We start from the raw sequence: 19915 nt of genomic DNA on the forward strand, positions 1-19915 counted from the left end.
TGGGGAGGAGTAATTATGGATAAGAAATTGCTTATAAAAAAGGCTTTTGAAGCTAAAAAGAAAGCATATACCCCATATTCTGGGTTTAATGTTGGGGCTGCACTTTTGACCAACAGTGGGAAAATATATACAGGATGTAATATAGAATGTGCTTCATATACGCCAACTATTTGTGCAGAAAGAACAGCCATAGCTAAAGCTGTTTCTGAAGGTGAAAGGGAAATCATAGCCATAGCTATAACGGGAGATTCAGAGTGGACATATCCATGTGGTGTTTGTAGGCAAGTAATAAGAGAATTTGGGAAGGATGCCACAATAATTATTGCTAAATCTGAAGACGAATATAGAGAATATACTCTTAAAGAGCTATTACCCCATAGCTTTGGACCGGAAGATTTAAAATAGATGTAGTACAGTGAGGTGATAAACGTGAGAATGTATGATTTGATAATGAAGAAAAGAAATGGAGAAGAACTTACGACAGAAGAGATTAATTTTTTTGTTGAAGGATATACAAAGACTGAAATTCCAGATTACCAAGTTTCTGCCCTTATGATGGCAATCTACTTTCAGAAAATGAATAAAAGGGAAACCGCAGATTTAACTAAAGCAATGGTAGAGAGTGGAGAGGTTATTAACCTATCAGAAATTAATGGGATTAAAGTTGATAAGCATAGCACTGGTGGCGTTGGTGATACAACTACTTTAATACTTGGGCCTATAGTAGCAGCGGCAGGAGTACCTGTGGCAAAAATGTCGGGTAGAGGATTAGGGCATACCGGTGGAACTATAGATAAATTGGAGTCATTTAAAGGTTTTTCAGTAGATATGCCTATTGAAAAGTTTACTGAAAATGTTAATAGTATAAAAATAGCTATTGGAGGACAAACAGCAAATTTGGCTCCTGCCGATAAAAAATTATATGCTCTTCGTGATGTAACAGCAACTGTTGACAATATATCGCTAATAGCTGGCAGTATTATGAGTAAAAAAATTGCTTCAGGTGCAGATGCTATTGTATTAGATGTTAAAACAGGTAGCGGAGCATTTATGAAGGATGAGGATAGTTCCTTTGAACTCGCCAAGGAAATGGTAGATATAGGAAATAATGTAGGAAGAAATACTATAGCGGTAATTACGGATATGGACCAACCATTAGGCTATGCTGTTGGAAATGCATTAGAAGTCAAGGAAGCAATTGATACATTAAAAGGAGAGGGGCCACAGGACTTAACTGAACTTTGTTTAACCCTAGGAGCCCATATGCTTGTTTTAGGTGAAAAAGCTGAAAATTTTGAAGAAGCTAGAAAAATACTTGAAGACATCATTCGCTCAGGGAAGGGACTTGAAAAATTAAAAGAGCTTGTTAAGGCCCAAGGTGGAGACCCATCCTTTGTTGATGATCCGGCATTATTTCAAAAGGCAAAGATAATAGAGTCTGTTGCTGTTTCACAGGCAGGTTTTGTTAAAGGAATAAAGGCAGACGATATTGGGAAAGCGGCCCTTGTATTGGGTGCAGGCCGTGAAACCAAAGAAAGTGAAATAGATTTAGCAGTTGGAATTGTTCTTCATAAAAAAATAGGAGATTCTATCAAAGCCGGTGAATCCATAGCAACTATTTATGCCAACGATGCTGAGAAACAAAAGGCAGCTACTAAAATGATTATAGATGCCTATGAAATTACTGAGGTTGAAGTTAAAGCGAAATCATTGATTAAAGGCATTGTCACTAAGGACGGAATAGAAAGATTTTAATAAATATCAATTATGATAACAGTATCTATTTAAGGTACTGTTTTTTCTATATTACTCAAGATTATTACAAGAATTTTTTTGAATGTTTTCATATACAATTTATGGTAATATTATCAAAGGGGTCAGACCAGCTAGTAAAAATCTCTTGACTGTTACTAGCTGGTCTGACCCTTATGTCAATTTTTGAAGCCCTAACCTTATCTTTATGATAGGTTATTGGTTTAATATGTAATAAATTACATATTAATTAATAGATTATAATTTGTACTAGTTATGAAAATAAAAGAAAAAAATGTAAAAATAAATTGAATATAATAAGAAAATGTAGTAATATAAATGTATAATTGGAATAAATAGACAAACAACTCGTTTGTATTTGAGTGTTACTAGATGGGAGGAGCTTAGTTGTCAAAAATACATTTAATAATAGCAGACAAAGACGAAGCCTATGTGGATAGTCTTTCCGATTACCTAATTAGTAAGCATTCAAATAGATTTCAAGTTAATGCCTTCACCAAGAGAGAATATCTTTCGGAATATATTTCCCAGAATAAAGGAAAGGCTGATATTCTCTTACTATGTTCGGAATGGTATACAGGTTGTGATTTTATGGATGAGGTTAACACTACAATCATATTATCTGGAGGAATGTTAACCAATGAAGTAATGGATTGTGAGGTAATTAACAAATATCAAAGAGGCGATAAGCTTGTAGGTAGTATATTAAATTGTTTTGCTGAAGTTAATCCCAATAAATATTACATTTCAGATAAGGATAAAAAAACAAAGATGATTGCCGTTTATTCTCCTTTAGGGGGAGTAGGGAAAACATCCATTGCCCTAGGCGCTAGTATCAAATCCGCTGAAGATGGTAAAGCCGTGTTCTATTTGAACTTAGAGAATATACAGTCCACATCAAATTTTTTTGATTGTAAGAATAGTCAAAGTATTTCAAATTTGATATATTACATCAAAGAAAATAAAAAAAATATTGCATTAAAGATTGAGGGAATCAGATGTGTAGATTCTATGTATAATATTCATTATTTTTCGCCACCGGATAGCTGTGTTGATTTGAATGAGATGAGCATAGATGAAATGCAATACTTGCTTAATAAATTAAGATTATCCAAGGATTATGATGAAATCTACATTGATATGTCGTCAAATCTAGATGAAAAGAATATTTCCATATTAAATTCCAGTGATCAAATCATATTAGTAATTGATCAAGATGATATGTCTATGGTCAAAATAAATAGGTTCCTAACTGAACTTAAATTGCTTTCAAAAAGAAATGATATGAACATACTTAGCAAAATCATACTAGTCCTAAATAAATATAATGAAAATGAATACATAAATATAAAATCTGGAGAGTTAGATGGAATGACTGTTTCTGTAAAAATACCATATATATTTAAGCCCATCAGTACCTATGAAGGTAATTATAGGAAAGATATGAAAGTAGAATTTAAAAATGCTATTGCTAAGATTTTAAAAGTAATTGAATAAAGGAGATTTTCTAAGGATATGGACAAGAAGGACAAGCTCATAGAACAAATCAAGAAGATGGTTAGTGATAGTATTGATTTCAAGACAGATCCCACTGATGAAGATATACGGAATATTATTACTGAAATAGTATTTGAAAAGGCCAAACAGTGTTATTTGACCATAACGGAAAAGCAAGAAATTATTAGAATAATATTCAATTCTATGCGTAGGTTAGATATACTGCAACCCTTAATGGATGATAAAGATATTACTGAAATTATGATAAATGGTACTGAAAATATTTTTGTAGAGAAATATGGAAGAATTAAAAAGCTAGATGTCTCCTTTCAAAACCAAGAAAAGCTAGAAAATGTTATACAATCCATAATTTCGAAGGTTAATAGAGCCATAAACGAGGCATCACCTACGGCTGACGCTAGATTAGCCGATGGATCAAGGGTGAGTGCGGTATTACCACCAATCGCTTTAAATGGGCCCATACTGACAATAAGAAAATTTCCTGAAAAACCTATGACTATAGAACAGCTTATAAAATATGATTCATTAAATAGTCAAACAGCAGATGTGCTACAGCGAATGGTTGAGTCGAGGTACAATATTTTTATTTGTGGAGGAACGGGATCTGGAAAGACCACTTTTTTAAATGCTTTATCCAATTTTATACCTAAGGATGAGAGAATTATAACTATAGAAGATTCTGCAGAATTGCAAATAGTAAATGTACCCAATATAGTAAGGCTTGAGACACGGGATCGTAATACCGAGGGAAAAGGAGAAATAACCATAAGGGATTTAATTAAGACTTCATTAAGAATGAGACCAGACAGGATAATTGTAGGAGAAGTTCGTGGTTCAGAAGCCCTTGATATGCTCCAAGCCATGAATACGGGACATGATGGCTCCCTTTCCACTGGACATGCTAACTCCTGCGAAGATATGATGAGTAGATTAGAAACTATGGTTCTAAGTGGTGCAGCCATGCCAATAGATGCGATTAGACAACAAATCACATCTGCCATTGATGTAATTATACATTTAGGTAGATTAAGGGATAAAACAAGAAGAGTTCTGGAAATAGATGAGGTCTTAGGGTATAGGGATGGTGAAATACAATTAAATCCATTATTTCAATTCATGGAAGATGGAGAAAATGATGATAAAAAGATAATTGGAGAGCTGAGAAGGACAGAAAATGAAATGAAAAACACACTAAAATTCAAAATGGCCGGTATTTTTGAAGAGGTATGAGGTGAAAAGGATGCTAATAATTTTCATTGTATTTGGAGCATCTTTACTAGCTTTAGGGGTGTTCCTATTTATTGAGAAAACTAAAGCCCACGAATTTATTAAGGAGAAAAAAGTTAAGTGTAGGGATAAATATCTTATTGATTATGATATTTATATTATGGCTAAGAAAGAAAAAGCATTATATATACTGATTGCTTCCCTTGTAATTTACATAGTAGCATTTATATTCTATAGAAGTTATATTATTTCTACTTTAGTAATGCCACTAGCTTTTTTGTATCCAAAGCTTAAAACCAAAGAAATTATTAAGAAAAGAAAAAATGAACTTAGTATGCAATTTAAGGAGGCATTATACGCCCTATCATCATCCTTATCAGCAGGTAAATCAATTGAAATGGCCTTTAGGGATGCCTTAAATGACCTTTTTATACTTTATCCTAGTCCTGACACATACATAATTAATGAATTTCAGTACATTATTAGGAAATTGGATATGAATGAAACCGTAGAGGCCGCACTTTCTAATTTTGCTCAGAGGGCACATTTAGAGGATGTAAATAATTTTGTTGATGTTCTAAAAACATCTAAAAGAGGTGGTGGGAATATGGTAGAAGTTATAAAAAACACTTCAAATGTAATTGCAGATAAAATATATATTAAACATGATATTGATACTATGCTGGCCCAGAAAAGATTTGAACAAAAGCTACTAAATATAATGCCTATAGCTTTAATTCTAATGTTATCCTATAGTTCCAAAGACTATATGCAGCCTGTATTTGAAACTACTCTTGGAAGGATTATGATGACTGTTTCAGTAGTTCTTCTGGGGATAGCTTATATAATATCTAAGAAGATAATGAATATCGAGGTGTAATATATGATTTTTTTATTTGTGGCTTCATTAATAATTTTTATTGCCCTATATGTGTTATCAAAGGGTAAATATGATGATTATATTGGGCCAGTAGATAAAAAAGAATATCCACTAAAGAGCTTTATACCCCTGGGGCTATATATTATGGATTCTGTTAGATACACATACAATACCAGGTATGACAGGGATCTTTATATAAAGCTCAAAGACTTATATGGGGCTAAAAATGCGAAATATTATTTAGAAATCCATTGGGGGAATAAGATAGGATATTTACTAGTTGTATTGTTATTGATTGGACTATTTGGTATAGGAATAGGAGAATTTAATTCAGGTTTTATTTTAATAAGTATTTCTATACTTGGGGCTGTTACCTATGGACCCGATAGAGATGTGAAGGAAAAATTAAAGATAAGGTATAGGATGATACGTATTGATTTTCCAGATTTTATAAATAAGTTAACTCTTTTAGTCGATGCTGGGATGACCGTACAAAGAAGCTTAGAAAAAATTGTTACCGATAATAAAAGTAATAGACCCTTATATGATGAGTTAGAAACGGTATGGTTAGATATTAAGGGTGGTAAGGCTGAGTCTGAAGCATACGAAGACTTTGCTAGAAGGTGCAAGACTCCAGAAATATCTAAATTTATTTCCGTTGTTTTACAAAATTTGAGGAAGGGAAATGCCGAGTTGGTTGCTATACTTAGAGTTCAAGGTAGGGAATGCTGGGAGATGCGTAAAAACGAAGCAAAAAAATTAGGTGAAGAAGCTAGCTCAAAGCTGCTTTTTCCAATGATGATTATGTTCATTGCAATTTTAATAATCGTGCTAACACCGGCAGTTCTACAGCTTAGGGGTATATAAATATGAATAAATTTAAAGGGAGGGGACAATAATGAAAATTTTAAAAACATTTTTAAAAGAAGAAGATGGTCTTGGAACTGTAGAAATAGTACTTTTGATAGCAGTTTTAGTGGGACTAGCATTGCTTTTTAAAAATCAAATAGTAGGATTTGTCTCAAATATATTGGGAAACATTAATGGTAACGAGATTGACCCATCTGAAATAGAGAATACAAAAATTCCATAAGAATGGAACATTATGAAAAAAATATACAAGAGCTTGACTAATAAAACAGGGAGTATGACCGTTGAAGCTTCCTTGATTTTCCCAATAATAGTGTTAGCTATAGTAGCCCTTATATATATATGCATACTATTGTATCAACAAGCCTATTTGAAATCCATAGCCAATCATGTAGCCGAAAGAGGGGCAGCTTGTTGGAGCAATATCTCCAAGATGGAAATTGACACCAATGGTTACAGACTAAAAACTGGAAAGCTAAATGATTCAAAGGAACTATTAAAAGCCGATTTATATTGGAGTGATAAAGAGGAAAAGATTAATAGGCTCAAAAAATACACCATATATAAAATAAAAAGAAATAATATTCTAGAAAGTCAAATTTCTAAGGTGGATATGGATGATATCATGAATTCAAAGGATAAAGTAGATATTTGCATTAAGGACTATATTGTATATAAGGAGTTAAATGTTGTAATTAAAGATTCCTATAAAATACCCTTGGGAGATATTTTAAGATGTTTTGGATTCGATAATAGATATGATATAAATGTCAACGCAAGGGCAGTTATTAATGATCCAATGGAGTTTATTCGTAATACGGATTTTATAATCAATACATTAGATGAATATGAAGCCACTTCTGAAATTTTAAGTAAATATAAAGTAACTCTAGATAAAATCAAAGAGAATATCAATAGTTTTTTTGGGGATTAAAGGGGGTATATCTTATTGAGAAAAAGGGGACAGGCTGGCGGTATAACTGTATTTTTAAGTATCATATTACTGATTATGATTACTTTAGCAGGAGTTATTGTGGATGCGGCTAGAATAAATATCGCTGAGCCTCAAATTCAAAGGGCAGTGGAGACCTCTATTCGATCTACCCTAGCAGGGTATAGTACTCCCTTAAAGGAACAATATGGTCTATTTGCCCTCAATGAGAATAGCGACCAAAGCATTGAAAAAACTATTAGATATTATTTAAATAAGAATTTAATGATTGACAAGGAATATTTAAATGAAAATAAAATAGGGGATTATGTTGATATATATGATTACGAAATTGAAAGTATCAAGGTAGAGCCAATCTTTAATATGTCTGAAAATCCTGTAACTAGACAACAGATACTGGAGTATATGAAATATAGAGCCCCAAAGGAATTTGCTAAGGAGTTCTTGACCAAACTAGATGGTTTGAAAAAAGCGGGCTCCACATCGGAAGCATATAAAGAAAAAATAGATTTTGAAAAGAACTTAAAGGGCATAGAAAGCATTCAAAGAGAATTGTATAAGAACATACATGGAGAGTATGAGACACGTATATTTTATTTTTGGACAAAACAAGGAATCCTCGATCATTATGTAAGAAAATTTAATGAAAATGAATTTAGTGATTTAATAGATGAATATATACAAGCCATAAAACATTATCAGAATCTAAAGAAAGAACTTAAAAATATCAAAGACGAAAAATCAGAAAAGAAAAAGCGGTTAGCAAAAAAAATTGTTAGGGCAAGGAAGAAAATTGAACAAAGTTATAATGAAATGAAATATGAGATAAATGAATATGATGCTGTAAACAATTCTGCCATGAAGAAAATAGATGAACTTATAGAGAAAAGTAAGAATGCACGGGATGAACTAAGGAAATACAAAACATATTTAAACGAAAGAAAAGATAATATAATGAAGGATTCCTATGAACTTCTTATTCAAGAAGTGGATGAATATGAAAAACAGATTTCCTGTGCAGAAAAGGGCCCTGGATTAAAGGAAGTAAGGGATGCCCTAAGCAATAATATTAAATGTTTGTCGGGAAAAGGGACTAATAAAAATAATGTAATAAGTTTGATTATGATGATTGCTCCAAACAAAGCAAAAAATCGAATAGATTATATTGAAGATATAAAAGAAGATATTCTTGATAGGATCAAGATATATAATAATAGGATTGAATATGACTATACAATTAAGGAGAGGAAAGAAATTTATAAGGACTGTGATACTCGCAAAGACAGTCAAGAATGTGCAAAGGCCAAAACTGAAATTAATGGTAGAGAGGAAAAACAAAAAGGAATAGTTATTGGACATGATGAATATTCAATACTTCCATCTGTCATAAAACTTAAATCAGATCAAAACGGTAGAGGCTTTGATGCCAATTTTCTTTGGAAAAAGAATAATAAAGTGCTGTTAAAGGACAGTAAGACTCTAGATGTTGAATTTTATGAACAAGAAGAAGCAGGATTTAGCGAAGGGGCATTTTCTTTTTTGATAGGAGCTACAGAGGCCATAAATCCTGTAGATATTAGAGATGAAATATATATAAATGAATATATTATGGGAACCTTTAAAAATGCTGTGTCCGATATTGATGAGGAATTTAATCTGAGGCATATAAAAAAATCTGATCTGAATACTTACTTTGATAAAGGAGAGGTAGAATATATTTTGAATGGGAGTAAATCTGAAAGTATCAATCAAACTCTCATGGATTCAAAAATACTACTAATTAGATTTGGTTTAAATTCAATACATGTATTTACCTGTAAAGATAAAAAAATTGTTGCTACATCTATAGCAACAGCGGTGGCAGGATGGTATACGGGTGGAGCAGGTATACCGATTTTGAGGACATTGATACTACTAGGCTGGTCCATGACCGAAGCTGTGTATGATTTAGATGAATTAAAGGAGGGCAAAGATATACCCCTCTATAAAATGGAAGAAAATTGGAAAACCGATTGGAAACCCAGTGTACAAAAAGTATCCAATGAAGCAATGAATAATGGAAAGGATGAAAAAACTTCCTTTGATAAAAGCAAAGCAATGAATACATCATATCAAGATTATCTTAGATTTTCCTTGTTGGTTCAGAATAGGGATATAACAATGAATAGGATTCAAGACCTTATTCAACTTAATATGCAGAAGAATACGGGCAGTAGTGATCTAAAGTTAAGGGAATTTAATACATATATTAAGGTTGAGGTAGTAGTTTCAATTAAATACTTGTTTTTGACTCAAAGTTTTATACCTAGAAAGTTTAAAACAAAAAATAATAGACATGAGTTTAAAGTAATAATGTATCAAGGATACTAGAGGGGATACTATGAATTCTTTTATAAAGAAGCTTTCAAGGAGACAAAGGGGTTCTTTAACTGTTGAAGCGTCATTGGTTTTACCTATATTTATATGTGCAATTTTAACTATTGGGTTTTTAACTAAAATAGTGTATATCCATGAAGTGATTCAGCATGGGATTACAGAAGCGGCAAATGAGATGGCTTCATCAAGCTATTTATATTATGTAAGTGGAAGCTATGATATAGATGATACATTGAGCAGTAACCTTGAGGAAAAAAAGAAAAAATCAGAAGAGCATATTAATAACATAGTTGATTGTTCTAAAGAATTATATGATTGTATTGGTGAAATAAAGGCTGGATCAAAGGATAGTAATAAAGATATAGCTGATTATCCAAAGGATAAAATTATTGGTTTAGCATCATCAATAGTTAAGTCGGAGCTAGATAAAGAAAAAACCCATATTGGCAATACAATAATCAAACAATATATAAGGAAATATGGATTAACTGATAGCAGATTAAAGAAATTAGATATAGAGGGGTTAGATTTTAGCCATTCCTCTTATTTAAGCAGTAATCAAGATATTGACGTTATAGTTAAATATAACGTCAATATCCCCTTGCCCATAAGGATCGTTGATAATATACCAATAGTTCAAAGGGCTACTGCTAGAGCGTGGTTAGGAGGAGATCAATATGCAGATGCTGATGCACTAGCAGATGCTGATGAAGATATAGGGGATAAAAATAAAAAGGTTTATGTTTCAAAAAAAGGATCAAGTTATCATAGGTATGGTTGCTATCGGATATTTAAAGATATTGAAGCTTTAGATTTAAGGGAAGTTAAAAAGCTGGGGTTACAGCCATGTAAAAAATGTCTTCCCCCCCTAGAATGTAATGGGAGATGTATAGTGTTTAAATCTAGGAGGATCAATGATGGAAAATACCATAAAAAGGGCTGTACTCACTTATTTAAGGATATCATGGAAATTGATTTAGAAGAGGCAGCCAAAGGGTATAAGCCATGCAGGATATGCAACCCTCCAAGGGTAGATGATAATTTGGATTAAATCTATATAGATTTCCAAAGGTTAAACTTAATTTATACATCTCAAAATATTCGATGGTTCTGGATATTTTGGACTTGTATAAGTTAAAGTCTATACTAAAATCCCTATAAGTTTAAAAGTACTTAGGGTAGTTTTGAATTCCCTATGAATAATATAGCTTAAAGTTTAGGAGTTATAATATGATTGATTCAACATTAATTTTATTAAAAGTGATATTAAGCTGTATCCTATTATTTATTTCAATAATTGATATAAAAGCTAAGATTATTTCTAATAAGTTGATTATTATTGGAATGATTATTGGAGTGATTATGGTCTTTTTAAATGATAATATCACAATCATGAGTTCATTACTTGTATGTATGATTTGTGGAGGAATAGTAGCTGTGATCTCAATTATAACAAAGGGTTCAATTGGAATGGGAGATGCAAAGCTTTTCGCTTGTGTTGGAATATGGTTTGGTCTACAGACCACTTTAGGAATAATGCTTATAGCAACAATGTTAAGTGGATTTGTGGGACTTATTCTTTTGACATTTAAAAAGGTTAATAGAAAGACTACTATGCCCTTCGCTCCATATGTATTTTTGGCAACTATATTTGTTATGATATTCAATTGAGGAAGTTGCATCGTGACCTTTTTAAAGATAAAAGAAGGGGGGATTGTCTATGCAGGATACCATAAAAGAAAGATTTAAATTTCATTATGAAAACGACTCTACGGAAAGTATTTTAGTGATAAATATGGGTTCAAAGGAAAAAATCTTAGAATATCAAATTGAAATGATAGGTAATAATTCATGTCCAGGAATTCTCAAGCTAGATGTCAGATACAAAAATGGCGACACTAGACTGCATTATAATATTACATCTAAGTTAACTCTATATAAATTTTTACAAAGAAAGAAACTAAATAAAAATGAATTTATAGATATTCTTCTTGGGATTACAAGACCCCTTATTGATTGTGGTGAATACTTATTATATGATAAGAGTTTTTTAATCGATGAAGAGTACATATATATAAACCCTAGTACCCTTGAGATAGGCATGATATATCTGCCCTTAGCCGTTGAGACCAATATCAGTGAGGATTTTAAAAGCTTCCTTAGCAATTTAATTATTTCATCGGCCAGGATGGATGAAGGATCAAATGGAAATTATATGGCAAAAATCTTGAACTATTTAAAAAATGATATTTTTAATATTTATGATTTTGTTAAACTTCTGCAACAGCTTAAAGGCAATGAATCCCAAATAGTAAGAGATATGAAAAACGATATGATGGAGTCTGATATCAATAGAATAAATGATGATAGCATAGCAATTAATCGTGATAAATATATATGCCCAATGGCAGTGGAAGAAGAAAAACATGATAATTTTATAGCTCATAAAGGAAAAAATGCTCCAGAGGCTCTAAAAAATAATGGTATAAAGCAACATGAAAGTGTCATCAAGAATAGATATAAGAGGAAGTATGTATTTATAGCTATAGCATCCCAGATGTTGATAGCCATTGCTTTATCCTTAAGTTTTAATAAAATTAGGGCAGTTGCTGGAGACGATTTAAGCACTTTTGCTGGGATTATTTTAATAGTAGCCGCTGTAGATATTCTATTGTTTAGAAATTTATTTAAGAAGGAAAATATGGAAGAAACTGTTGTAATAAGGAAAAATAGAAAAACTAGAATATCCCATAAAGATAGGGAAAAGAAAATGTTGAAAAGAAATGAAAATGATAGGACAATAACCAAAATAGAACCTAAATTACCACAAGAAAATCAAATCATAAATATGTCTAAAAGAGAAATCTACAATGTTAATAGACAAGAATATAATGTTAAAGGAAATAATCAAGTGGCGGCAGCAAATGAAGCAGATGATATACCATTAGTTAATATCAATGAGACTATAATTTTAGATAAAGAAAGATCGGAATTTCCATGTCTACAAAGAATGAATAATGGGATAATGGATAGGGTATCCGTAACAAAATCAAATTTTATTATAGGAAGGCTTGCAAACTATGTTGATTATGTAATTGACAATAATGCCATAGGTAGAACCCATGCTGAGATTTTATATAAAGAAGAACAATATTTTATTAAAGATTTAAATTCTAAAAATGGAACATATCTTAATGAAGAAAAGCTATGCAGCAATAAAGAATATGCAATAAGCAATGAGGATAAAATTATATTTGCAAATATTGAATATAAATTTATTCTATAATATAGATTTCCCAAAGTTAAACTTAATTTATACATATCAAAATATCCGATGTTTTTAGGGATTTTTGATGTGTATAAATTAATTGTTTAACTGGAATATCTATATAGATTTCCCAAAGTTAAACTTAATTTATACATATCAAAATATCCGATGTTTTTAGGGATTTTTGATGTGTACAAATTAATTGTTTAAATTGTATTAATAAATAAAAAGTAATGTACGGAGAGAATGATATGAGAAAGCGAAGTTTTTCTATTGGAGCATTAAGTGAAATAGGCTATGTAAAAAAAACAAACCAAGATAGGATATTAATAAAAATTGGAGAAGGACAGCATGGGGAGTTTGGTATATTTGTAGTCGCCGACGGTATGGGAGGACTTGCAGCGGGGGATAGAGCAAGTGAAATAGTTATAAAAGAATTTAAAGCATGGTGGGATAATAAACTGGCTTTGATTTTCAATAAAAAAGAATCGGTTAGCATAAATATGATAGATAAGGAGCTTAACAGTCTTATTATTAACGTAAATAAAAAAGTGATGGAATTCGGCAGAGGTATAAATAGTAGAGTGGGAACAACACTTTCCATGATGTTTATACATAGAAACGAGTACATAATTAAACATATAGGGGATAGTAGGATATATAAAATAAATCATGAAATAACTAGGCTTACTCAAGATCATTCTTGGATAGAACAACAGATCAGGAGCGGTTGTATAAGCAAGCAAGAAGCGGTGAACCATCCACAAAAACATATTTTGCTTCAATGTGTGGGGGTCAAGGAAGTATTAGATATATTTGAGACAAAGGGAGAAATATCAGAAGAAGATAAATTTTTACTATGTAGTGATGGATTTTATAATCTTTTGAGGAAGAACGAGATGCTTAAGGCTGTAGGGGCATATGATAAAAATAATGAAGATGTACAGGAAATAGTTGAAGAGCTTATGGGGAAAGTTAGAATAAGAGGTGCTTTAGACAATGCTTCAGCGATACTTATATGCCAAGACAGACACAAACAAAAACTAGGACTATTTGGAAGGCTAAGATATATGATTGGTTGATATGGGGGACAGAAATGATAAACGGTGAACTTTTTGATGGAAAATATGAAATCCTTGAAGTGATTGGTACGGGGGGAATGAGTACAGTATATCTTGCTAAAAATGTAAAGCTCGATACCCTTTGGGCTATAAAGAAAATAAATAAGAATTGTAATTCTTATATAGATTTACTTATAGAACCCAATATACTTAAGAAACTAAATCATCCATCCCTTCCAAGGATATTTGATATTATAGAGGATGAAAGTAGTATTTATATTATTGAAGATTATATAGAGGGGATATCTTTAGATAAAAAACTACTGAGGTGTGGCAAAATACCAGAAAAAGTTCTTGTTAAGTGGGCTGTTCAAATATGTGAAGTGCTTATTTATTTGCATGGGTTTAAGCCAAACCCAATCATATATAGGGACATGAAGCCATCTAATATTATATTAACTAATGATGGGAAAATAAAACTAATAGATTTTGGGATATCAAGGGAGTATAAAGTAAATGTAGATAATGATACCACCTATATTGGAACAAGGGGATATGCGGCACCAGAACAATATGGGAGATCACAAAGTGATGTTAGAACGGATATATATAGCTTTGGTATAACCCTATACCACCTTATTACAGGAAAAAGTCCAAATGAGCCACCCTTTGAGATAAAATCCATAAGAGAAATTGATGAAAATTTTTCTCTCGGTATGGAGTATATAATATCAAGATGTACAAGGCCCGATCCAAATCAAAGGTATCAGTCGGTAAGGGAACTTATTGAGGATTTAATAAATATAGATAGAATTGATTTAGATAATAAGAGAATATCTAAGGTTATATATTATAAAGGGCCTATAATCTTATTCCTAATATCACTATTTTCTTATATTACATATCTTGGAATAGTTGAAATTATAAAGTGTATATATTAGAAGACTAGGAGGAAATAATGCTTTTAAAGGGAATCGTATTAATACTTATTGGGTTAAGTGGAATATTTATAACATTAATATGGACTTTTAAATCCTTTAGCGAAAGAAAAAAGGACAAACCATATTTTCTCCATGATGCAGCACAAGATAGCTGCAATACCTCAGAAATATTTGGAGACATACAAAAAAATCAAAGAATTTTAGATAAAAATATTAAGCCCTTAGAATATAATTTAAAAACAGAAGAAGGAGAATCAACCATATTATTGGATGACATGGTTGTAAATGAATACACGGGTGAAACAGTTTTATTGGAGGAAGAAAAATCAAAGACATAATAAATATTCAAACTTTTACAAAATTATTTTCTAACATAAAAAAATGAACCGGGGGCTTGCAACTTGTACCATGGAACCTGCAACTAAAACGCGTCGTCAGACGCCTTTTTCGAAGAGAGGTGGATGGAATTATAGTAAAATATTTTGAATTAAGTATTGTGCTTGTATTGGCCTTGATAAGCGATATAAGGACCTATAAAATAAAAAATATCATAACCCTTCCCTTTATGATAATAGGAATAGTAACAAATATTTATTTGAACAGTCTACAGGGATTGTTTTTTTCGTTAAAGGGAATAGCTGCCCCAATTCTTTTATTGATAATCTTCTTTATACTAAGAATGCTAGGGGCAGGAGATATAAAGCTTTTTTCCTCTATCGGGGCCATAATGGGAGTGAAGTTTGTATTCTATACTATAATGTATACTTTTCTTACGGGTGGCCTACTAGCATTACTATTGATGATAATAAGAAAAAATGGAGTTGAAAGATTTAAGTATCTTTTGAGGTATATTAAAAGCTGTTTTATAACCTCCTCTATCTTATCCTATACAGATTTTAACGATAAAAATGATAAAGGCAAATTCCCATTTGCCGCTGCCATAGCTTGTGGAGTTTTTGTAAATCTATTTTTTTCAAAGGGAATTTCACTATAGAAATCTCAGTTGAAACCTTAACCTATACACATCTAAACTACTCAAAAGTATAGGATGTTTTGACATGTATAAGTTAATAGTTACCCTAAACCCTATATATTAGCTATTTTATTAAATATTGTTAAATATTATATATTATGATATAATTAATCTTGTGGATTATGAAAATCCATTTCTTAAGAGTAGTGATTTAAACTATGGATAACTGATCTTTACCATGAAGGTAGGGCAATTTTGCTCTACCTTTGTTTATTTTTTGTAAGTGTGCTACATTAATTTAAGTTTACAGCTTACAAAACCATTACAATAAGTTTTGTAAAGAATGAAGGGAGGGAGTATTATGAATTACAAAACAAAGGATTTAATTATGGCAAGCTTTTTCTTAGCACTGGGGTTAATAATACCCTATTTCTTTCATATTTTAGGTATGGCAGGAATAATATTTTTACCGATGCATATTCCAGTATTACTATGTGGGTTCATTTTAGGCTCAAGATATGGTTTGATAGTTGGTCTGATCACCCCATTGTTAAGCTCTGTTTTGACTGGGATGCCTCCAGTATATCCTGTAGCTATTGCAATGGCCTTTGAGCTTGCCACATATGGATTTATTTCAGGATATTTATATAAGTATAAAGGCTTAGATATCATACCATCATTGATATGTGCTATGCTGTTAGGACGAGCAGTATCTGGAATTATAAATTATATACTTATAACATTCGGAGGACATAAGTTTGTGTTAAAAATGTTTTTAACCTCTGCCTTTGTAACATCCATATGGGGAATATTAATACAATTAATATTAATTCCTATTATTATAAGGACAATAAAAAATACGGAAAGGACAAATATACATGGATAATAAAGAGTTTTTTAATAGTCGGGCCTTTGAATGGGATGAAGTATGTGAACATAATGATGAAAAATTAAAGAAAATTATGGAGATTTCATCCCTCAAAAGAGATTCAAAAATACTTGATATTGGCACTGGAACAGGTATTTTAATAAGCTATCTTCTTGATGAATCACCAGCCAATATTACTGCCGTTGATATTTCAGATAATATGATATTGATGGCCAAGAAAAAATATAGGGATAGTAGGGTCAAATTTGTCGTAGCCGATATCCTAGAATACAATAAAAAAGGATTTGATTATATATTCCTTTATTCCGTATATCCTCACTTTGATGATAAAGAAAGACTTTTTTCACATCTTTCAACACTTATAAATGATGGTGGGAAAATAATTATTGCCCATGGGAATAGTAAAGAAGAAATAAATGAAGTTCATCATAAAAACAGCCATACTAAAGATGATAGGTTACCTTCAGTCGAAGTCACAGCCAATATAATGTCAAGATATTTTAAAGTAGATGTAATGATTGATGATGCCGATATGTATTACATATCAGGAATAAAAGCTTAAGAATGCCAGTATGAAATTCATATTCTTTTTATTGTAGGGTATTTGTGGGATAGAAATATGACTAAAAGTTCAAGGACTCCATATCCTTGAACTTTTATTTATAGAGAGTTTAGGGTAAATCTTAATTTATACATATGAAAATATACGATGTTTCTGGGGAGTTTTGATATGTATAAATTAAAGTTTCGACTGGAATCTCTATATCAAGATTATTTATGATATAGGCTTAATATTGTTTTTGATAGAATATCATTATCACATTCTTCTATGGTAGTTATACTAGGAGCAAGAACGTATAAAAATATTGACATATTGTCATCTTTAAAATACTTTACGTAGGTTCTACCCTTTAAAGTAATATTAAAAAAATCCTCATTTCCATAGTACCTGTCTATAGGTCTTCCATATTGAATATATGCCATATGATCTTCTTTAAATTTATGAATTGGACTATTGGTTATAATAGTAGAGTCGATTTTAATCCAGTTCTCAAAATCAATATAATCTACACCATATTCTATATTATCAACTGAAACTTTAAATTCTGCTTTATCCTTTGTACAGCCTAAACTGCTTAATACCAATTTCTCTTGATCGTATTTAGGTACTAGGGATATCTCATCTAAATTAATGGTACCGTCATCATAAAATCCAAAGGCAGATTTTGAGGAGGTATTGTGTCTGACTAAATAGCCTCCATAAAAACTGCTGTAATATTTGGAGCTTGGATCATAATAGGAGGATGAACCATCCTTGAGCTTAAAGTGACCGAAGTTATAAAGTATAGTCAATGACACATCTTTATTTAAGTAGTTTGAAAAGCCTATATTATCGTTGAATGTCATAACAAAGGGATACCAATCTTTCTTTTTTGTACTTAACCCACCGGGGATATGGAGATTTATATTATATTTGTTTAATAAGCTTTCCTTGTAGTGCATCTTACTGTAAAAAAACATGATGCCATAGCTTCTTAATTGAAACCATAAAGAGGTATTTACAATAACAAGTATGGATAAAAAAATAAGTATTAAAATGAAAAATTTTTTCCTCATATTCTAATCACCTAAAATTTATTTTTTGTAGAATGTATATTTTGAACCTACTTGGCGAAAAATGTAGAAATTTGTTGAAAAAAATAATAAAAGGTATACAAAGAATTAATGAATTAATATATACTAGAATTAATATAAACATATTTGTAAAGGAGTATGTATATGATGGAAATGGATGTTTTTAGTAGAATATTATTTTTGATTTTAATATGTTTTTCATTCTTGATTTTTATTTTCACTATAAGTATGAATAAGAAAAATTCAATGTTTAAAGCATTTGGTATGGTTTTTTTTCTACCCTTTTCTTTATGTACTATTTCATTTGTATTTATAAATAAAATATCTTTAGACTATGTATATTGGCTTTCCGAAACTTGTATGTCTATAGTTTTTCTAATATTAATATTGTTTAAGGGAAAACAGAAAAACTATAGTTTGGTTAATTTTATAATATTGAGTATGAGTATAGGTCTATGTATCCTATTGAAAAATAATCTTTTACCCCTTCACTTTGTATCTAGCAAAATTCAAGTTCTAATTTCTGTATTGATTATCATTTTAAATCTAATCCTATTAAAATATAAAGATTTTTTGGAAAAAGAATTTTTGACGGCTAATATACTTTTGATTATTAGCGTAGTATTGAGTCTTTTTAGTAATCAAAAACATGTCTTACAAGGAATCTTGATTTTGAAATTTTTAACTTATTTGACTTTTTATATATTTTTTTATAAAAGAACCTACGGACAATTCATAGATAAGATAAAAGAAGCTAATAAAATAAAAAAAAGCTTAAACAAAGTAATAAATAGGGATGTTAAGAAAAAAATGCTCCATTATGAGATTGCCAGAGAAAAATTACTTATGAAGGCTAAAACTGATTCACTAACAAAGACATATAATAAAGAAGCTATATTTGATATAATCAATGATTTAATAAGTAAGAACAAACAATTTTCTATAATGATGTTTGATATAGATGATTTCAAAAAAATAAATGATACCTATGGGCATATAGTTGGTGATGTATGTATTAAGAAGCTTGTAGATACAGTAAAAAAATGTATACGTGAAGTGGATTATTTAGGTAGATACGGTGGAGATGAGTTTATTCTAGTGCTTCCTTCATTAGAGATAGAACAAGGAATTTTAATAGCTGAAAGACTGATTAAAAATGTCAATATGATTAGTAGTCCTAAATTCACTATATCTATTGGCATATCCATCTATCCACATGATGGGAATACTGCAAAGGATTTGATTTCTATAGCTGATGAGGGATTATATTACTCAAAGAAGGTGGGTAAAAATACATCATCTTATATTAATACCTTTGATAAATAACCTTGAGCCTCTAAGTATTTATAGGGAGTTCACATTAAATCTGTATTTTGATTTATAAGTGTGGTCCATTTAGTTGAGGAAATTGAATAACTCTTACTTGGCTAAGCCTGATATGCGAATATCATCCTATATTTAATTGCTTAAGATATAAGCATATTTGATGGTATAGTTCTTAAGGTTTTTTAACTATATATAGTAGATAGTTTTTGCAGAAGGTAATTATGCA

Annotated in this window: 20 protein-coding genes; 19 read left to right on the plus strand and 1 reads right to left on the minus strand. The window is 30.9% G+C overall.

Annotated features, from left to right (window positions below; translation table 11 throughout):
- The first annotated feature begins 15 nt into the window (after window positions 1–15).
- From N4A68_04100 to N4A68_04185, 18 genes are all read left to right on the plus strand, one after another.
- Window positions 16–405, plus strand: coding sequence for a cytidine deaminase (locus N4A68_04100; GenBank protein ID MCT4563480.1), 390 nt, complete (start codon window positions 16–18; stop codon window positions 403–405).
- 24 nt (window positions 406–429) lie between these two features.
- Complete coding sequence (locus N4A68_04105) at window positions 430–1755, plus strand: pyrimidine-nucleoside phosphorylase (protein ID MCT4563481.1); 1326 nt, start codon at window positions 430–432, stop codon at window positions 1753–1755.
- 405 nt (window positions 1756–2160) lie between these two features.
- The gene (locus tag N4A68_04110) at window positions 2161–3270 is read left to right on the plus strand and encodes an AAA family ATPase (protein MCT4563482.1); all 1110 of its coding nucleotides are present in this window, start codon (window positions 2161–2163) and stop codon (window positions 3268–3270) included.
- 18 nt (window positions 3271–3288) lie between these two features.
- Complete coding sequence (locus N4A68_04115; GenBank protein ID MCT4563483.1) at window positions 3289–4521, plus strand: CpaF family protein; 1233 nt, start codon at window positions 3289–3291, stop codon at window positions 4519–4521.
- 10 nt (window positions 4522–4531) lie between these two features.
- Window positions 4532–5398: a type II secretion system F family protein gene (locus N4A68_04120; GenBank protein ID MCT4563484.1), complete on the plus strand. Its 867-nt coding sequence runs from the start codon at window positions 4532–4534 to the stop codon at window positions 5396–5398.
- A 3-nt stretch (window positions 5399–5401) separates the two neighbouring features.
- Complete coding sequence (locus N4A68_04125; protein MCT4563485.1) at window positions 5402–6265, plus strand: type II secretion system F family protein; 864 nt, start codon at window positions 5402–5404, stop codon at window positions 6263–6265.
- Between the two features lie 28 nt (window positions 6266–6293).
- The gene (locus tag N4A68_04130; protein ID MCT4563486.1) at window positions 6294–6491 is read left to right on the plus strand and encodes a hypothetical protein; all 198 of its coding nucleotides are present in this window, start codon (window positions 6294–6296) and stop codon (window positions 6489–6491) included.
- Between the two features lie 12 nt (window positions 6492–6503).
- Window positions 6504–7202, plus strand: a complete 699-nt coding sequence (locus tag N4A68_04135) for a pilus assembly protein (GenBank protein ID MCT4563487.1) — start codon at window positions 6504–6506, stop codon at window positions 7200–7202.
- A 15-nt stretch (window positions 7203–7217) separates the two neighbouring features.
- The gene (locus N4A68_04140) at window positions 7218–9590 is read left to right on the plus strand and encodes a DUF5702 domain-containing protein (GenBank protein MCT4563488.1); all 2373 of its coding nucleotides are present in this window, start codon (window positions 7218–7220) and stop codon (window positions 9588–9590) included.
- 10 nt (window positions 9591–9600) lie between these two features.
- Window positions 9601–10647 (plus strand): hypothetical protein, encoded by a 1047-nt coding sequence (locus tag N4A68_04145; GenBank protein MCT4563489.1) that lies wholly within the window; start codon window positions 9601–9603, stop codon window positions 10645–10647.
- Window positions 10648–10826: 179 nt separating this feature from the next.
- Complete coding sequence (locus N4A68_04150; GenBank protein ID MCT4563490.1) at window positions 10827–11267, plus strand: A24 family peptidase; 441 nt, start codon at window positions 10827–10829, stop codon at window positions 11265–11267.
- Between the two features lie 49 nt (window positions 11268–11316).
- Entirely contained in the window at window positions 11317–12882 is a 1566-nt protein-coding gene (locus N4A68_04155) for an FHA domain-containing protein (GenBank protein MCT4563491.1), read from the plus strand.
- A 233-nt stretch (window positions 12883–13115) separates the two neighbouring features.
- Complete coding sequence (locus N4A68_04160) at window positions 13116–13946, plus strand: protein phosphatase 2C domain-containing protein (protein MCT4563492.1); 831 nt, start codon at window positions 13116–13118, stop codon at window positions 13944–13946.
- A 14-nt stretch (window positions 13947–13960) separates the two neighbouring features.
- Window positions 13961–14866: a serine/threonine protein kinase gene (locus tag N4A68_04165; GenBank protein ID MCT4563493.1), complete on the plus strand. Its 906-nt coding sequence runs from the start codon at window positions 13961–13963 to the stop codon at window positions 14864–14866.
- 17 nt (window positions 14867–14883) lie between these two features.
- On the plus strand, window positions 14884–15204 hold the full coding sequence (locus N4A68_04170; protein ID MCT4563494.1) for a hypothetical protein: 321 nt from the start codon (window positions 14884–14886) through the stop codon (window positions 15202–15204).
- Window positions 15205–15323: 119 nt separating this feature from the next.
- Window positions 15324–15860, plus strand: coding sequence for an A24 family peptidase (locus tag N4A68_04175; protein ID MCT4563495.1), 537 nt, complete (start codon window positions 15324–15326; stop codon window positions 15858–15860).
- 340 nt (window positions 15861–16200) lie between these two features.
- Window positions 16201–16725 carry an ECF transporter S component gene (locus tag N4A68_04180; protein ID MCT4563496.1) on the plus strand — a complete coding sequence of 175 codons (525 nt, stop codon included), beginning with the start codon at window positions 16201–16203 and terminating at the stop codon, window positions 16723–16725.
- The gene (locus tag N4A68_04185) at window positions 16718–17290 is read left to right on the plus strand and encodes a class I SAM-dependent methyltransferase (GenBank protein ID MCT4563497.1); all 573 of its coding nucleotides are present in this window, start codon (window positions 16718–16720) and stop codon (window positions 17288–17290) included. Before N4A68_04180 ends, N4A68_04185 begins: the two co-directional genes overlap by 8 nt.
- Window positions 17291–17499: 209 nt before the next feature.
- Here the strand turns inward: N4A68_04185 and N4A68_04190 are convergent, their stop codons facing one another.
- Entirely contained in the window at window positions 17500–18345 is an 846-nt protein-coding gene (locus N4A68_04190; protein ID MCT4563498.1) for a hypothetical protein, read from the minus strand.
- Window positions 18346–18507: 162 nt separating this feature from the next.
- Here N4A68_04190 and N4A68_04195 point away from each other — a divergent pair, with 162 nt between their 5' ends.
- A complete protein-coding gene (locus tag N4A68_04195; protein ID MCT4563499.1) occupies window positions 18508–19689 on the plus strand; it encodes a GGDEF domain-containing protein in 1182 nt (393 codons plus the stop codon).
- The last annotated feature ends 226 nt before the right edge of the window (window positions 19690–19915 follow it).

Source organism: Maledivibacter sp., assembly GCA_025210375.1.
Taxonomy (GTDB): domain Bacteria; phylum Bacillota; class Clostridia; order Peptostreptococcales; family Caminicellaceae; genus JAOASB01.

What these genes read in the sequence shown, in the direction of transcription:
- N4A68_04185 (MCT4563497.1), top strand. Translation starts at nt 16,718, where the DNA reads ATGGATAATAAAGAGTTTTTTAATAGTCGGGCCTTTGAATGGGATGAA.
- N4A68_04155 (MCT4563491.1), top strand. Translation starts at nt 11,317, where the DNA reads ATGCAGGATACCATAAAAGAAAGATTTAAATTTCATTATGAAAACGAC.
- N4A68_04180 (MCT4563496.1), top strand. Translation starts at nt 16,201, where the DNA reads ATGAATTACAAAACAAAGGATTTAATTATGGCAAGCTTTTTCTTAGCA.
- N4A68_04125 (MCT4563485.1), top strand. Translation starts at nt 5,402, where the DNA reads ATGATTTTTTTATTTGTGGCTTCATTAATAATTTTTATTGCCCTATAT.
- N4A68_04165 (MCT4563493.1), top strand. Translation starts at nt 13,961, where the DNA reads ATGATAAACGGTGAACTTTTTGATGGAAAATATGAAATCCTTGAAGTG.
- N4A68_04150 (MCT4563490.1), top strand. Translation starts at nt 10,827, where the DNA reads ATGATTGATTCAACATTAATTTTATTAAAAGTGATATTAAGCTGTATC.
- N4A68_04170 (MCT4563494.1), top strand. Translation starts at nt 14,884, where the DNA reads ATGCTTTTAAAGGGAATCGTATTAATACTTATTGGGTTAAGTGGAATA.
- N4A68_04190 (MCT4563498.1), bottom strand. Translation starts at nt 18,345, where the DNA reads ATGAGGAAAAAATTTTTCATTTTAATACTTATTTTTTTATCCATACTT.
- N4A68_04100 (MCT4563480.1), top strand. Translation starts at nt 16, where the DNA reads ATGGATAAGAAATTGCTTATAAAAAAGGCTTTTGAAGCTAAAAAGAAA.
- N4A68_04135 (MCT4563487.1), top strand. Translation starts at nt 6,504, where the DNA reads ATGAAAAAAATATACAAGAGCTTGACTAATAAAACAGGGAGTATGACC.
- N4A68_04160 (MCT4563492.1), top strand. Translation starts at nt 13,116, where the DNA reads ATGAGAAAGCGAAGTTTTTCTATTGGAGCATTAAGTGAAATAGGCTAT.
- N4A68_04120 (MCT4563484.1), top strand. Translation starts at nt 4,532, where the DNA reads ATGCTAATAATTTTCATTGTATTTGGAGCATCTTTACTAGCTTTAGGG.
- N4A68_04145 (MCT4563489.1), top strand. Translation starts at nt 9,601, where the DNA reads ATGAATTCTTTTATAAAGAAGCTTTCAAGGAGACAAAGGGGTTCTTTA.
- N4A68_04195 (MCT4563499.1), top strand. Translation starts at nt 18,508, where the DNA reads ATGATGGAAATGGATGTTTTTAGTAGAATATTATTTTTGATTTTAATA.
- N4A68_04115 (MCT4563483.1), top strand. Translation starts at nt 3,289, where the DNA reads ATGGACAAGAAGGACAAGCTCATAGAACAAATCAAGAAGATGGTTAGT.